Annotated in this window: 14 protein-coding genes; 6 read left to right on the top strand and 8 right to left on the bottom strand. The window is 67.8% G+C overall.

Annotation, left to right across the window (positions count from 1 at the left end; all coding sequences use genetic code 11):
- Positions 1 to 16 precede the first annotated feature (16 nt).
- Both ACUDTM_RS11060 and ACUDTM_RS11055 read left to right on the top strand, forming a co-directional pair.
- Positions 17 to 616, top strand: a complete 600-nt coding sequence (locus ACUDTM_RS11060; RefSeq protein ID WP_072168899.1) for a thioredoxin family protein — start codon at positions 17 to 19, stop codon at positions 614 to 616.
- 197 nt (positions 617 to 813) lie between these two features.
- On the top strand, positions 814 to 1,953 hold the full coding sequence (locus tag ACUDTM_RS11055) for a hypothetical protein (protein ID WP_072168900.1): 1,140 nt from the start codon (positions 814 to 816) through the stop codon (positions 1,951 to 1,953).
- 81 nt (positions 1,954 to 2,034) lie between these two features.
- Here the strand turns inward: ACUDTM_RS11055 and ACUDTM_RS11050 are convergent, their stop codons facing one another.
- Positions 2,035 to 2,529: a MarR family winged helix-turn-helix transcriptional regulator gene (locus tag ACUDTM_RS11050; RefSeq protein WP_072168901.1), complete on the bottom strand. Its 495-nt coding sequence runs from the start codon at positions 2,527 to 2,529 to the stop codon at positions 2,035 to 2,037.
- Between the two features lie 129 nt (positions 2,530 to 2,658).
- On the opposite strand from ACUDTM_RS11050, the gene hppD reads away from it, so the two are divergent.
- Positions 2,659 to 3,771, top strand: coding sequence for a 4-hydroxyphenylpyruvate dioxygenase (hppD, locus tag ACUDTM_RS11045; RefSeq protein WP_445391309.1), 1,113 nt, complete (start codon positions 2,659 to 2,661; stop codon positions 3,769 to 3,771).
- Positions 3,772 to 3,874: 103 nt separating this feature from the next.
- Positions 3,875 to 5,173 (top strand): homogentisate 1,2-dioxygenase, encoded by a 1,299-nt coding sequence (gene hmgA, locus ACUDTM_RS11040; RefSeq protein ID WP_072168902.1) that lies wholly within the window; start codon positions 3,875 to 3,877, stop codon positions 5,171 to 5,173.
- Positions 5,174 to 5,257: 84 nt separating this feature from the next.
- Here hmgA and ACUDTM_RS11035 read toward each other — a convergent pair whose 3' ends face one another.
- On the bottom strand, positions 5,258 to 5,791 hold the full coding sequence (locus ACUDTM_RS11035) for a hypothetical protein (protein WP_072168903.1): 534 nt from the start codon (positions 5,789 to 5,791) through the stop codon (positions 5,258 to 5,260).
- 125 nt (positions 5,792 to 5,916) lie between these two features.
- On the opposite strand from ACUDTM_RS11035, the gene ACUDTM_RS11030 reads away from it, so the two are divergent.
- Together ACUDTM_RS11030 and ACUDTM_RS11025 are read left to right on the top strand one after the other, a co-directional pair.
- Positions 5,917 to 6,573 (top strand): hypothetical protein, encoded by a 657-nt coding sequence (locus ACUDTM_RS11030; RefSeq protein ID WP_072168904.1) that lies wholly within the window; start codon positions 5,917 to 5,919, stop codon positions 6,571 to 6,573.
- 72 nt (positions 6,574 to 6,645) lie between these two features.
- Positions 6,646 to 7,611 (top strand): sodium:calcium antiporter, encoded by a 966-nt coding sequence (locus tag ACUDTM_RS11025; RefSeq protein ID WP_049415459.1) that lies wholly within the window; start codon positions 6,646 to 6,648, stop codon positions 7,609 to 7,611.
- 83 nt (positions 7,612 to 7,694) lie between these two features.
- Here ACUDTM_RS11025 and ACUDTM_RS11020 read toward each other — a convergent pair whose 3' ends face one another.
- From ACUDTM_RS11020 to ACUDTM_RS10995, 6 genes are read right to left on the bottom strand one after another with little or no spacing between them, the layout of a single operon-like run.
- Positions 7,695 to 8,084: a Na+/H+ antiporter subunit G gene (locus tag ACUDTM_RS11020; protein WP_005419868.1), complete on the bottom strand. Its 390-nt coding sequence runs from the start codon at positions 8,082 to 8,084 to the stop codon at positions 7,695 to 7,697.
- Entirely contained in the window at positions 8,081 to 8,365 is a 285-nt protein-coding gene (locus ACUDTM_RS11015) for a K+/H+ antiporter subunit F (RefSeq protein ID WP_005411334.1), read from the bottom strand. The genes ACUDTM_RS11020 and ACUDTM_RS11015 overlap by 4 nt, the downstream gene beginning before the upstream one ends.
- The gene (locus tag ACUDTM_RS11010) at positions 8,362 to 8,868 is read right to left on the bottom strand and encodes a Na+/H+ antiporter subunit E (protein WP_005419867.1); all 507 of its coding nucleotides are present in this window, start codon (positions 8,866 to 8,868) and stop codon (positions 8,362 to 8,364) included. The genes ACUDTM_RS11015 and ACUDTM_RS11010 overlap by 4 nt, the downstream gene beginning before the upstream one ends.
- Positions 8,865 to 10,400, bottom strand: coding sequence for a monovalent cation/H+ antiporter subunit D (locus tag ACUDTM_RS11005; protein WP_445391308.1), 1,536 nt, complete (start codon positions 10,398 to 10,400; stop codon positions 8,865 to 8,867). The genes ACUDTM_RS11010 and ACUDTM_RS11005 overlap by 4 nt, the downstream gene beginning before the upstream one ends.
- Positions 10,397 to 10,789, bottom strand: a complete 393-nt coding sequence (locus ACUDTM_RS11000; protein ID WP_072168906.1) for a Na+/H+ antiporter subunit C — start codon at positions 10,787 to 10,789, stop codon at positions 10,397 to 10,399. The genes ACUDTM_RS11005 and ACUDTM_RS11000 overlap by 4 nt, the downstream gene beginning before the upstream one ends.
- On the bottom strand, positions 10,789 to 13,617 hold the full coding sequence (locus ACUDTM_RS10995; RefSeq protein ID WP_072168907.1) for a monovalent cation/H+ antiporter subunit A: 2,829 nt from the start codon (positions 13,615 to 13,617) through the stop codon (positions 10,789 to 10,791). Before ACUDTM_RS10995 ends, ACUDTM_RS11000 begins: the two co-directional genes overlap by 1 nt.
- Between the last annotated feature and the right edge of the window lie 204 nt (positions 13,618 to 13,821).

Here is a 13,821-nt window from a genome sequence, read left to right as displayed (position 1 = left end):
TGAGAGGGTAGAAGGCATGCGTAGCAAGCTCGGTGGTGCAATGGTGGTGGTCTGTGCGGCGCTGATCGGCGCCTGTTCCCAACCGCAACCGCCTGCCACCGCCGAGCCCACGCAGCCGCTGGATACCCGACCCACCGAGCCACCGGTCGCTGACCCCAGCGAACCGGTGGCCTCGGGCAACACCCCGGTGGCGGCAGATATCGCCGCCATCGCCGGGCTCGGTGCGCAGTTCGACCCGGCCCGCAACCCCGCCGATGACCTGGCCACCGCCAAGGTGGAAGCCCAGCGCGGCAAGAAGCGCATCCTGCTCGAGATCGGCAACGCCGCCTGTGAGCGCTGCCGGGCGCTGGATGATGTGGTGGAAGGCAACGGCGACCTGCGCCGCTTCCGCGACGCCCACTACGTGTGGGTGAAGGTCAACGCCAGCGACGAACAGCCCAACACCGCCTTCTTCGCCCAGTTCCCGGTGATGGAGCGCGACTACCCGCACCTGCTGGTACTGGACGCCGATGGCAGCCTGCTGGTCTCGCAGGCCACTGCTGAGCTGCGCAAGGGCGAAGCCTTCCAGCCTGCGCGGGTGAGCGCGTTCCTCAAGCAGTGGGCACCTGACCGGTAGTGCCGGCCGCTGGCCGGCAGGGTGGGGAGGGGCCGGCCGCTGGCCGGCACTGATGCCGGGTCGCATCCACGCATGGCGTGGCTCTACTGCGCGCGCCGTCACACTCCCTGAATCGGCATCTCAACTTCGCAACGCGCTCGCCGTTACCGGCAAGGACCTCAGTCGACATCCCGTCGATGCTACCTACCGGAACGCCCATGCACAGCGACCACGCCGAACGATTGCCCGAACCTGCCAGCCACCTGGCCGAGGGTGGGGCAGGCGAGGGCGTGACTTTGCCGGCGCAGGAAACCCTGTTGGACGACGCCGGCACCGGCGAGGACACCGTCGAACTGGCCCCGCCGCGCCATCGCCTGCCGCAGATCGCGCTGCCCGATAACGTGGTGCTGAAGGGTGCGGTGCAGAAACTGGTCGAGCAGAAGGCGCGGCTTGATGCGCTGGCCGCCGAAGGCCAGCTGGCCGGGCTGCTGCCGCCGGAATGGCAGGGCCATGGCGCGCGCGCGATCGAGCTGTCCACCTTCATCCAGGGCGTGCTGCCGTTCCTGCAGACCGGGGAGCGTGGCGAAACCGCGCCTGCCCGTCTGCCGGTGCGGCACGTGCTGGGGGATGACAGCCGATGGGGCCTGGAGGATGTCACCGAGCCGAAGTCGTTGGCGTGGTACCTGGCCAGTGACGAGCGCGCCACGGCGGGCAGCAAGGACGTGGCGGAGGCGTACCTGGTGGGTGCGCTGGGCCTGGCGTGGATGCAGGAAGGGCGCAGCCGCCCGGGCTTCCTGCGTGCGATGGGCCAGGACAGTCTGGCGGCGCGGGTGACCATGCTGGGTTATCCGCCCGCCAACGAACTGGCGCTGTACAACGTCACCGCGCAGGGACAGCCGCAGATCTGGTGCGTGCATGGCCGCCGCCGCATGCGCCCGCTGGTGGCGCCGTGGCTGAGCGTGCCGCTGCTGACCGCTTACGGCGTGCCGGCCCCGGTGGCGTGGCCGTCCAGCTTCCCACCGGTGGAGGCCGTGGCCGAACTGCTGGCGACCGCCCGCCTGGGGCGCGCGCTGCCGGAAGTGGATCTGGGCAAGGTGGTGGCGAAGATCGCCGAGGATGCCGCGTCCGACGCCTGGCAACCGGTCAGCCTGCTGCAGCTCAATACCTGGTCACCGCGCTGGCATTTCTTCCTGGGCACCTTCGTCGGCCTGCCGTCGCTGCTGCTGGTGGCTGCGGCGCTGGCGCTGCCCGGGGCCGTCGAAGCCGCCACGGTTGCCGCCTCGCTGGGCTTCGCCGGCGGCGCCATCGCAGCACTGGCCGTGCCGTGGATCCACGCACGGCGCAAGCACTTGAGCTGAAAAAAGGGGACGGAGGGGATTAAGTCGTTTCAGGCACACCTGTGCTCATTACGACTTAATCACCTCCGTCCCCTTTTTCGTTCACACCCCTTCGCCCATCCGCTCCAGACCTTCGCCGGCCAGGCGCAGGATCAGCTTTTCCAGCAGTTGCTCTTCCTCGTCGCTCAGGACCGACATCAGCTTGCGGGTGATCTCGATCACCATCGGCGCGATGGTCTCGTACACTTCGAAACCGGCGGCCGACAGCGCCAATACCGAGCGGCGGCGGTCGTCGCCATGCGTCTCGCGCTTGATGAAGCCGCGCTCCAGCAGGCGGGCCACGGCGCGGCTGACCGCCACCTTGTCCATCGCCGTGCGGTCGGAGACCTCGCTGGCCGAGGAGCCCGGGTACAGCGCCAGGATGGTGATCACCCGCCACTCGGGGATCGCCAGACCGTAACGATCGCCGTATAGCTTGGCGATGTTGCCGCTGACCCGGTTGGACAGCACGCTCAGCCGGTACGGCAGGAACTGTTCCAGGTCGAGCAGGACGTGCGAGGCACGCAGGCGGGTCGAGGCAGGATCGGCGGGGCTCATGTTGCGGTGCACCTTGCTGGTGGTTTCAAGTGTAACTATAAGGGGTGGGTCCAGACCCTGCATTCTCGCCGGGTCCCTACCTGCCCGCATCTGGTTTGTACCGATGCGGTACCGATTCGGAGCCACGCCATGAATACCGCAGTCCCGACCGCCTCGCATCCCAACCCCGGCATGCAGGTCACCACCTTCGAGAACCCGATGGGCATCGACGGCTTCGAGTTCGTCGAATTCGCCGCCCCGGCCGGCCGTGGCCAGGAGCTGCACGAGTACTTCCGGAAGATGGGCTTCAGCGCGGTGCTCAAGCACAAGCAGCGTCCGATTACCGTCTATCGCCAGGGCGACGTCAACTTCCTGGTCAATGAAGACCCCGCTTCGTTCGCCGCCGACTTCACCGAAAAGCACGGTCCGTGCGCCTGCGGCTTCGCCATCCGCTTCAAGAAGCCGGGCCAGGAGGTCTACCAGGCCGCGCTGGGCAACGGCGCCGAAGCCATCGCCTTCAAGCCGGACAGCAAGGCGGTCAGCGCGCCGGTCATCAAGGGGATCGGCGATTGCATGCTGTACCTGGTCGATCGCTACGGCGCGGCCGGCAGCATCTACGACGGCGACTACGAGCCGATCGCCGGTGCCGACCTGCACCCGGTGGGCTTCGGCCTGACTTTCATCGACCACCTGACCCACAACCTGTACTTCGGCAACATGCAGCAGTGGTCGGACTACTACGAGCGCCTGTTCAACTTCCGCGAGATCCGCTACTTCGACATCAAGGGCCTGAAGACCGGCCTGGTGTCCAAGGCGATGACCGCGCCGGACGGCATCGTGCGCATCCCGCTGAACGAATCGTCCGACCCGAAGAGCCAGATCAACGAGTACCTGGACGCATACAAGGGCGAGGGCATCCAGCACATCGCCTGCTTCACCGAGAACATCTACGACACGGTCGAAGCGATGCGCGCGCAGGGCGTGGACTTCCTCGACACGCCGGAGACCTACTTCGACGTGATCGACCAGCGCGTGCCAAACCACGGTGAAGACGTGCCGCGCCTGGCCAGGAACAAGATCCTGATCGATGCCGATCCGGAAACCCACCAGCGCAAGCTGCTGCAGATCTTCACCCAGAACTGCATCGGCCCGATCTTCTTCGAGATCATCCAGCGCAAGGGCAACGAGGGCTTCGGCGAAGGCAACTTCACCGCGCTGTTCGAGAGCATCGAGCGCGACCAGATCCGCCGCGGCGTGCTGTAAGGTCCTGGGCAGCGCCGGGTCACGCCCGGCGCCTGCTTGCCTGTAGAGCCGAGCCATGCTCGGCTGCTTTCCGTTCCGGTCTTGCCGTTTTTCAGGAGCCCCCATGTCCCCCGCCCTCACCGCCCGCGGCTACCAGTCCGGCTTCGGCAACGAATTCGCCACCGAGGCCGTCGCCGGCGCGCTGCCGGTCGGGCAGAACTCGCCGCAGAAGGTGGCCCACGGCCTGTACGCCGAACAGTTGACCGGCACCGCCTTCACCGCGCCGCGCGGCAGCAACCGCCGCAGCTGGCTGTACCGGATCCGTCCGGCGGTGACCCATGGCGAGTTCACCCCGTTCGCGCAGTCGCAGCTGCAATGTGATTTCGGCGCACAACCGGCCTCGCCGAACCAGCTGCGCTGGAGTCCGCTGCCGCTGCCGGAGCTGCCGACCGACTTCGTCGAAGGCCTGTACACGATGGGGGGCAACGGTTCGCCCGATGCGCATGCTGGCGTGGGCATCCACCTCTACGCTGCCAACCGCGACATGGTCGGCCGCTACTTCTACGATGCCGACGGTGAGCTGCTGATCGTGCCGCAGCTGGGCGCGCTGCGCCTGCTGACCGAGCTGGGCGTGATCGAGATCGAGCCGCAGCAGATCGCGGTGATCCCGCGCGGCGTGCGGTTCCGCGTTGAACTGCCCGATGGCCCGAGCCGCGGCTACATCTGCGAGAACTACGGTGCGCTGCTGAAGCTGCCCGACCTTGGCCCGATCGGTTCCAACGGCCTGGCCAATCCGCGCGACTTCGAAACCCCGCACGCGGCGTTCGAGGATGTCGATGGCGATTTCGAGCTGATCGCCAAATTCGAGGGCCGCCTGTGGCGTGCGCCGATCGACCATTCGCCGCTGGACGTGGTGGCCTGGCACGGCAACTACGCGCCGTACCGCTACGACCTGCGCCGCTTCAACACCATTGGCTCGATCAGCTACGACCACCCGGATCCGTCGATCTTCCTGGTGCTGCATTCGCCCAGCGACACGCCGGGAACCAGCAACATGGATTTTGCGATCTTCCCGCCGCGCTGGCTGGTGGCGCAGAACACGTTCCGCCCGCCGTGGTTCCACCGCAACATCGCCAGCGAATTCATGGGCCTGGTGCACGGTGCCTACGATGCCAAGGCCGAAGGCTTCGTGCCGGGCGGCGCATCGCTGCACAACTGCATGAGCGGCCACGGCCCGGACGCACCGACCTTCGACAAGGCGTCCAATGCCGATCTGTCCAAGGCGGACGTGATCAAGGACACGATGGCCTTCATGTTCGAGACCCGCGCGGTGATCCGCCCGACCGCACAGGCCCTGGCCGCCGGCCACCGTCAGGGCGACTACCAGCAGTGCTGGAACGGCCTGCGCAACAACTTCCGCTGACCCGAAAAAGGGGACGGAGGGGATTAAGTCGTTTCAAGCACACGTGTGCTGATTGCGACTTAATCCCCTCCGTCCCCTTTTTCTTCAGGCCACCTCGGCGAACGCGTCGCAGTGCTCCAACGGCAGCGCCTCCAGCAGGCGTTGGCGTACACGCTGGCAATAGCCCACCGAAGTCAGGCCGGGCAGCATCTGCATCGCCGAGTGCAGCACCTGCAGTACGTCGCTTTCCGCGCGGGCCTGCTGCAGGTCGCGGAACAAGGCCGCCGCCTGCGGGTGGCGTTGCATTTCCAGGATGCCCAGCACGTAGATGCGCGCAGCCACCAGCGAGCGGCGGCGTTCGACTGCTGTGGCCGCGGCTGCGGCAGGTGTTGCGGGCTGCGGCGCTACCGTGGCTGCCGGCGGCGGTGGCGGGGCTGCGGCACCGGTACCGGTGCTCAGGTAGCCGGCCTGCACCAGCTGGATGACCATCGCGGGCGCATCCTGGCCGAGCAGGCCGGTCAGGTCGGTGATGCTGCGTTGGCCGTCGCACAGGATCAGCAACCGGCGCTGGCGCATGTCCAGCGGCGCGCGATGGGCCTGCAGCGCGGTTCGGGCGAGTTCGGTCTTGCGCGGTTGCATGGAAGGGACAGCCAGGTCGGTGCACGCCGAGCCTGAACGAGGGCGATGAAACCGCGATGACAATGCAGCGTCTGCACGCGCGCTGCGCTAGCGTGCAGCTACCTTCGTGCCAGGGAACCGCACCGATGAAGCACCTCCCGATTGCTGGTCTGTTGCTCCTTTCGCTCGCCGCCTGCAGTGGCGGCCCCGACAAGCAGGGCGCCGCCGGCAGCGGCAGCGATACCCCGGCGGAAACCGCCTCGGCGACCGGTCCGGCCCAATCGACGGATCCTGATCTGGCGGCCCGCCCGGCGAACGACCTCCGCAAGGACAGCCCGGCGCGCCTGGATGGCTTCGGCGGCGTCACGCTGGGCGCCAGCATCGCCGAGGTCCGCAGCGGCTTCGGCACGCCGCTGCAGGGGCTGGGCACCGATGCCGCCGGCAAGCCGCTGCCCGCGGACGACGGCAACGACGGCTGCTACTTCCTGCGCCCGCAGGATGCCGAGGACCCGCGGTTGATGATCGAAGGCCGCAAGCTGGTGCGCTACGACGTGCGCAGCGCCGCCATCACTGCACCGGGCGGCGGCAAGGTCGGCATGACCCTGGGCGAGCTGCAGGTGCTGTATCCCGAGCGCGCTGACGTCGGTCCCGACAAGTACGACGAGAAGGCCCAGCACCTGCGCGTGCGGCCGGTGCAGGAGGGCGGGGCAGTGATCGACTTCGCGCTCGGTGCCGATGGCCGGGTGGGGGCCTGGCGGGTCGGGCAGACCCCGCAGGTCGACTATGCGGAAGGCTGTGGCTGATCCTTGATCCACCGCCCAGCCATGCGCTCGGGCCAAGCGTAGAATCGCGCCACCACTGCTGGGAAGTGCTCGATGATCGCCATTGCCATTGCCTGGTTCCTGCTCGGCCTGCTGCTGCTGGCACTGGGCGGGGACTCCATCGTCAAGGCCGTCTCTGGCCTGGCCCAGCGCTTCGGGGCCAGCCCGTTCACTGCCGGGTTGCTGCTGCTCGGCGTGACCACCTCGTTGCCGGAACTGGCGGTCAACGCACGTGCGCTGGCGGTCGGCCAACCGGAGCTGGCGCTGGGCAATGCAGTGGGCAGCAGCATCGTCAATCTGGGCTTGACCCTGGCGGTGGCCGCCATCGCCGCCCCCCTGCTGCTGCGCGCGCGCCTGCAGGCGGTGCTGTGGTGGTCGCTGCTGGCGGCCGGCGTGCTGCTGATCCTGTTCGGCCTGGATGGTCGCCTGGTGCGCTGGGAAGGCGGCGTGCTGGTGGCGGGCTTCATCGTCATGCAGGTGCTGCTGCTGCGCCGCGGCCGCGTCGAGAGCGCCGAGGTGCAGGCAGCCATCGCCGAATCCGCGCTGAGCCGCACCAGCCTGCCGTTGAACGTGCTGCGCGTGCTGATCGCCGCACTGACCCTGTACTGGGGCGCGCGCCTGGTGGTGGGTGCTGCGGCCGACTTCGGTGCCGCACTGGGCTGGACGCCGTTGCTGGTCGGCCTGTTGCCGGTGGCGATCGGCACCGCACTGCCCGAGGTGGCCACCGCCATTGCCGCCTCGCGTCGCGGGCATGGTGACATGGTGCTCGGCCACGTACTGGGTTCCAGCGTGGTCAACCTGCTGCTGGTGATCGGTGCGATGGCGGTGTTGCAGCCGTTGGCCTTGCCGGCCTCGTTCGTGCGCCTGGAACTGCCGGCGCTGTTGGCGTTTGCGCTGGTGCTGTACCCGATGCTGCGCGGCGACCTGAAGATCAGTCGTGGCGAAGGCGGGATCCTGCTGGTCGCGTTCGTAGGCTGGTTCGTGCTGGAGCTGCTGCTGGTCGGCGCACCGGCGCTGTAGAGCCGAGCCCATGCTCGGCTGCTGTTCGTGCCGACCAGCGGTCGGCACCTACCGGGCGTCACATTGCCGGCCAGCGGCCGGCACTACCGGTTCTGCGTGGTTTCTTCTTCCCGCACCGGTTCCGGCGGCGGCAGCTGCTCCTCGGCGGCCGGCTCGTTGCCCGGCAGGCTGGGGCGGGTCTCCATCAGCAGCGACAACGCCGCCTTGGCCATCATGTGCGCGCTGATCGGTGCGGTGATGAACAGGAACACGGTGATCAGCAGCTCGCGTGGCTGCGGGTCCTGGCCGAGGAAGATGTGGTAGCACACCGAGCACACCAGCACGCAGCCCACGCCCAGCGTGCTGGCCTTGGTCGGTGCGTGCAGGCGCTTGAAGAAGGTGGACAGCTTCACCAGGCCCAGTGCGCCGACCAGGATGAAGAAGCAGCCGAACAGCAGCAGGATCGACAGGACGATCTGGATCGCGGTGATCATTCGACGATGTCCCGGCGCAGCACGAACTTGCTCAGCACCACGGTGCTGCCGAAGCCGAGCATGGCGATGATCAGCGCCGCCTCGAAGTAGATCGGTGAGTTGAGGTACATGCCGAACAGCATCAGCTCAGCGATCGCGGTCACCGACAGCGTGTCCAGCGCGAGGATGCGGTCGGGCACGGTCGGCCCGCGCAACAGCCGCCAGGTGGCCAGCAGCATCGCCAGGCCGACCACGTGCATGCACACCACCAGGGTGGTCTGGATGACTTCAAAACCGGTCATGGGAAGATCTCCATCAACGGCGCCTCGTAACGGCGCTTGATCGTATCGATCAGGTCCTGCGGGTCCTCCAGGTGCAGCACGTGCACCAGCAGGTACTTGCGGTCGTCGCTGAGCGCGGCCGAGACCGTGCCCGGGGTCAGCGTGATCATGCTGGTCAGCGCAGCGATGCCATGGATGTTGGCGATGTCCAGCGGCAGCCAGATGAAACCGGGGTGGATGTTCTTCTCCGGCCCCAGTACCTGCAGGGCGACACGGATGTTGGACATCAGGATGTCCCACAGGGTCACGCACAGCAGTTTCGGCAACGGGCGCAGGGTGCCGATGCGGGCGAACTCGCGGTCCAGGCGTGCGGCGAACAGCGGCACCACCACGCCCAGCAGCAGGCCCAGCACGATCTGGCCGAGGGTGAAGCTGTCGGACATCAGCAGCCAGAACGCCACCACCATGATGCTCAGCATCGGCGACGGAATCAGGCGACGGAACAGGGAGCGCTGGGCGGTCATGGCTGGCGGATCTCCGGTGCAGTCGCACGCAGCTGCTGCACGTACTCGCTGGGGTGCAGCAGCTGCGCGGCGGTGGCGTCGGTGTAGCGCATCAGCGGTGCTGCGGCCAGGGTCATGCCGATGCCGTAGGCCAGCAGGATGCAGGCCGCGTACAGCTCGACCCGGCGCAGCCGCGCCTTGCGCGGTACCGGCGTTTCCGGATCGACCGGCGGCACGCGCCAGAACAGGCGGATGCCCCCCCGGGTCAGGCCCATGATCACCAGCAGGCTGCTGACCAGCACAGCGGTCCAGACCGGGGCGGTGTACTGCACCGGCATGCCGGCCAGCAGCGCAGCCTTGGCCAGGAAGCCGGACAGCGGCGGCAGGCCGGCCACCGACACCGCGCCGATCAGGAACAACACGGCGGGCGTCTCCTTGCCCGGCATCGGCGCGACCACTTCCTTGCGGTCGCTGGCGCTACCGCGACGGCGGCGGATCAGATCGGCAACCAGGAACAGCGCGGCAGCGACGAAGCTGCTGTGCGGCAGGTAGTACAGGCCAGCCGAGAGCACCTGGGGCGTGCCCACCGAGAAGGCGATGAACAGCGTGGCCGCCGACACGATCACCAGGTAGGAGATCAGCACGCGCAGGCGGGTGGCGGCCAGTGCGCCGAGGCCGCCCAGCACCAGCGTCGCGACGCCCGCCCACAACATCCAGTCGCGGCCATAGCCGGCCATCGCGCCGGCATCGTCGCCGAACCACAGCATCTGGATGCGCAGCACCGAGTACAGGCCGACCTTGGTCATGATCGCGAACAGCGCAGCCACGGCCGCCGGTGCGCGCGAATAGGCTTCCGGCAGCCACAGGTACAGCGGCATCAGCGCGGCCTTGGCGCAGAACACCAGCAGCAACAGGCCCATGGTCGCCTTCACCAGGGTCAGCTGTGCCGGCGGTACCTCGGCGATGCGCTGCGACAGCTCGGCCATGTTCAATGAGCCCAGCGAGGCATACAGCAGGCCCAGCGCGACCAGGAACAGGGTCGAGGCGGTGACGTTGAACACCACGTAGTGCAGGCCGATGCGCATGCGCAGGCCGCGGCCGCCACTGAGCAGCAGGCCGTAGGAGGCGATCAGCATCACCTCGAAGAACACAAACAGGTTGAAGATGTCGCCGGTCAGGAACGCGCCGTTGAGGCCGACCAGCTGGAACTGGAACAGCGCATGGAAGTGCGGCGCGCGGCGGTCCCAGCCCGAGCAGGCGTGCAGCAGGCAGGGAATGGCCAGCAGCAGGGTGGTCAGCAGCATCCACGCCGACAGCCGGTCGGCCACCAGTGCGATGCCCAGCCGCGACGGCCAGTCGCCAAGCAGGTAGACGTTGATTTCACCACTGGCCGTGGTGGCAAACAGCAGCCCGACCGCCAGCGCCAGCGCCGACAGCGCGGTCCAGGCCACCGCCCGCTGCACCCTGGGGCCATAGCGGCGGTGTTCGACGAACAGCGACAGCGCCGCACCCAGCAGCGGAATCAGGATCGGCAGGATCACCAGGTGGTTCATGCGCGGTCCTCGCCCCGGCGCGGCGGCACGCGCTCATCCTGCAGGTCGTCATCCGGCTCGTGGGCATCCACGTGGTCGCTGTGGTTGTCGCTGCGGCTGCGCATGGCCAGCACAATGCTCACCGCGGTCATCGCAAAGGCGATCACGATAGCGGTCAGCACCAGCGCCTGTGGCAGCGGGTCGGTGTAGTTGCCCAGGTGGCTGTCCACGCCTTCCTGCAGCACCGGCGCCTTGCCCAGTACCACGCGGCCGCCGGCGAAGATCAGCAGGTTGGTGGCGTAGGACAGGAAGGTCATGCCGAGGATCACATCGAAGCTGCGCGCACGCAGCAGCAGGTAGATGCCGATGGCGGTCAGCACGCCGATCGCGGTAGCCAGGGCCAGTTCCATCAGTGCATCTCCCCGGTGCGTGCCGAGCGGCGTTGCAGGTCGATCTCACCCTTGCGGGCGGTGCGGGTTCGCGACGGCTTGATCGTGCCCATCATCGACAGCATCAGCATGGCACCGCCGAACACCACCAGATAGACGCCGATGTCAAAGCCGATCGCGCTGGCCAGCGGTACGTCGCCGATCAGCGGCAGGTGCAGGTCGAGATGGCCGCTGGTCAGGAACGGCACGCCGAACAGCATCGAGGCGCTGCCGCTGAGCAGGGCGATCAGCAGGCCCATGCCGATGCAGCGGATGTAGTCGAAGCCGAAGCGCGACTCCACCGATGCAGTGCCCTGGATCACGTACTGGATCAGCAGCGGCACTGCCAATACCAGGCCGGCGATGAAGCCGCCACCCGGTGCGTTGTGCCCGCGCAGGAACAGGAAGATCGACACGGTCAGGGTCAGCGGGAACATGATCTGCGCCAGGTCGGCCGGCACCGGCAGCTTGATCGGCGGGCCGGGCATGATCTGCTCCGGTGCCATCCGCGTACGCCGCAGCAGCGCATGCACCACCAGCGCGGCGATGCCGAACACGGTGATCTCGCCGAAGGTATCGAAGCCGCGGAAGTCGACCAGGATCACGTTGACCACGTTCTGGCCGTAGGCCTCGGGCAACGCGCGGGCGAGCAGCTCGCCGGCCATGGTGTTCGGCGGCAGGGTCATCGCCGAATAGGCCAGCGCGCCAAGCCCGGCACCGGCGATGATCGCGATCACCGCGTCGCGGCGCTTGCGCCAGCGCGGCCGCTCAGGCCCGGACTGCGCGGGCAGGTAATTCATGCCCAGCAGCATCAGCACCAGCGTCACCATCTCCACCAGCAGCTGGGTGAGGGCCAGGTCGGGCGCGGACAGGAACACGAAGGTCAGCGCCACCATCAGGCCGACGCCGCCGACCAGCAGCACCGCCAGCAGGCGCTGCTTGTAGATGCGCAGGGTGGCGACCGCGCAGGCCATCATCACCAGCCACAGGGCCCAGCCCAGCAGCGGAATCGGCTGCGGCGCGGTCCAGTTCGGCGAGGCTGGGTTGGCCACGAACGGCGCAGCGGCAACCACGATCGCCACCAGCACCAGGCCCAGCAGCATGCGCTGCAGGCTGCCATTGGCGATGCCGCTGGTCAGGCGCATGGCCAGCGCGGACACGGCGTCCAGCTGGGCGTGGAACACATTGCGGCCCGTGCTGACATTGGTCACGGCATGCAGGTTGATCAGCCTGCGCAGGCCGAAGTACAGCGCCACGCCACCGACCACGCCGATCGCGCTCATCGCCAGCGGCAGGTTGAAGCCGTGCCACACCGCCAGGCTGTATTCGGGCATGGCGGTGCCGAGGATCGAGGCCGCAGCGGCGTGCAGCACCGGCGCGACGGTCAGTGCGGGTGCCACGCCCACCGCCACACAGATCACCACCAGCAGCTCCACCGGCACCTTCATCCAGCGCGGCGGCTCGTGGGGCACGCGGTCCAGGTCGTGCGGGCCAGTGCCGAAGAAGGTGTCGTGCACGAAGCGCAGGCTGTACGCCACGCCGAACACGCCTGCCAGCAACGCAGCGATCGACACCGCCGTGCGCATGATGCCCGGGCCGCCGGCCGTAATCGCTTCGGCGAACAGCATTTCCTTGGACAGGAAGCCGTTGAGCAGCGGGATCCCGGCCATCGCCAGCGAGGCGATGATCGCCAGCGCGCTGGTGAACGGCATCAGCCTGCGCAGCCCCCCCAGTTTGCGCATGTCGCGGGTGCCGGTTTCGTGGTCGATGATGCCGGCGGCCATGAACAGCGAGGCCTTGAAGGTGGCGTGGTTGAGGATGTGGAACACGCCGGCGACCACCGCCATCGGCGTGGACAGGCCGAACAGCAGGGTGATCAGGCCCAGGTGGGAAATGGTCGAGTACGCCAGCAGGCCTTTCAGGTCGTGCTGGAAGATCGCGTTCCAGGCACCGATCAGCAGGGTCAGCGCGCCGATGCCGCTGACCGTATAGAAGAACAGGTCGCTGCCGGCCAGCGCCGGATGCAGCCGCGCCAGCAGGAACACGCCGGCCTTCACCATGGTGGCCGAGTGCAGGTAGGCCGAGACCGGGGTCGGCGCTGCCATCGCGTGCGGCAGCCAGAAGTGGAACGGGAACTGCGCGCTCTTGGTGAAGATGCCGGCCAGCACCAGGAACAGGGCGTACGGATACAGCGTGCTGGCGCGGATCTGCTCGCCGGCGGCCAGCACCACATCCAGGTCGAAACTGCCGACGATACGGCCGATCAACAGCACGCCACCGAGCAGGGCCAGGCCGCCGCCGCCGGTGATCACCAGCGCCATGCGCGCGCCTTCGCGTGCGTCCTGGCGGTGCGACCAGAAGCCGATCAGCAGGAACGAGCTGATGCTGGTCATTTCCCAGAAGATCATCAGCAACAGCAGGTTGCCCGACAGCACCATCCCCAGCATCGCGCCCATGAACAGCAGCAGGTAGCAGTAGAAGCGGTGCGCGTTGTCCTGCTGGCTCAGGTAGTAGCGCGCATACAGCACCACCAGGGCGCCGATGCCCAGCACCAGCCCGGCGAACATCCAGGCCAGCCCGTCCAGGCGCAGGGTGAAGTCCAGGCCGATCTGTGGAAGCCAGGGGACCAGGGTGCGGACCACCTGGCCATCGAGCACCGCCGGGGTCAGCCAGCCGAGGATGGCCAGCCCGCCCAACGGCGCCAGTGCCGCCAGCCAGGCAGCAGCCGAGCGCGAACTACGGGGGAAGGCCGCAACAGCCGCTGCCATCAGGAACGGCAGGGCCAGCAGCAGGGGCAGGCTGGAGAGCATGCAGGGAATCCATGATTCACGAGCAGGTCAGGGAGAATAACAGGCTGCGAAATGTCGCCGAAACCCATCAAACAGCGATCAATTGCATGTAACGTTCGCTGATTCATTTTTTCCGCGGCGCAACATCACGTTCCTGCGGTCCCTCCCGGTTGCCCTCGGGGGACACCCTACGCCCACGCAGGGAGACCGCAGGCCCTGTCGCAC

Source organism: Stenotrophomonas maltophilia group sp. vghtpe118 (assembly GCF_052605195.1).
The sequence above is the reverse complement of the archived record's forward strand: the minus strand, read 5'-3'. Positions and strand labels throughout refer to the sequence as shown.

Coding starts and splice junctions, on each gene's coding strand:
- ACUDTM_RS11050 (WP_072168901.1), bottom strand. CDS start 2,529: ATGAGCCCCGCCGATCCTGCCTCGACCCGCCTGCGTGCCTCGCACGTC.
- ACUDTM_RS11020 (WP_005419868.1), bottom strand. CDS start 8,084: ATGATCACCGCGATCCAGATCGTCCTGTCGATCCTGCTGCTGTTCGGC.
- ACUDTM_RS11005 (WP_445391308.1), bottom strand. CDS start 10,400: ATGAACCACCTGGTGATCCTGCCGATCCTGATTCCGCTGCTGGGTGCG.
- ACUDTM_RS11060 (WP_072168899.1), top strand. CDS start 17: ATGCGTAGCAAGCTCGGTGGTGCAATGGTGGTGGTCTGTGCGGCGCTG.
- ACUDTM_RS11010 (WP_005419867.1), bottom strand. CDS start 8,868: ATGACCGCCCAGCGCTCCCTGTTCCGTCGCCTGATTCCGTCGCCGATG.
- ACUDTM_RS11025 (WP_049415459.1), top strand. CDS start 6,646: ATGATCGCCATTGCCATTGCCTGGTTCCTGCTCGGCCTGCTGCTGCTG.
- ACUDTM_RS11055 (WP_072168900.1), top strand. CDS start 814: ATGCACAGCGACCACGCCGAACGATTGCCCGAACCTGCCAGCCACCTG.
- hppD (WP_445391309.1), top strand. CDS start 2,659: ATGAATACCGCAGTCCCGACCGCCTCGCATCCCAACCCCGGCATGCAG.
- ACUDTM_RS11035 (WP_072168903.1), bottom strand. CDS start 5,791: ATGCAACCGCGCAAGACCGAACTCGCCCGAACCGCGCTGCAGGCCCAT.
- ACUDTM_RS11000 (WP_072168906.1), bottom strand. CDS start 10,789: ATGGAACTGGCCCTGGCTACCGCGATCGGCGTGCTGACCGCCATCGGC.
- ACUDTM_RS11030 (WP_072168904.1), top strand. CDS start 5,917: ATGAAGCACCTCCCGATTGCTGGTCTGTTGCTCCTTTCGCTCGCCGCC.
- hmgA (WP_072168902.1), top strand. CDS start 3,875: ATGTCCCCCGCCCTCACCGCCCGCGGCTACCAGTCCGGCTTCGGCAAC.
- ACUDTM_RS11015 (WP_005411334.1), bottom strand. CDS start 8,365: ATGACCGGTTTTGAAGTCATCCAGACCACCCTGGTGGTGTGCATGCAC.
- ACUDTM_RS10995 (WP_072168907.1), bottom strand. CDS start 13,617: ATGCTCTCCAGCCTGCCCCTGCTGCTGGCCCTGCCGTTCCTGATGGCA.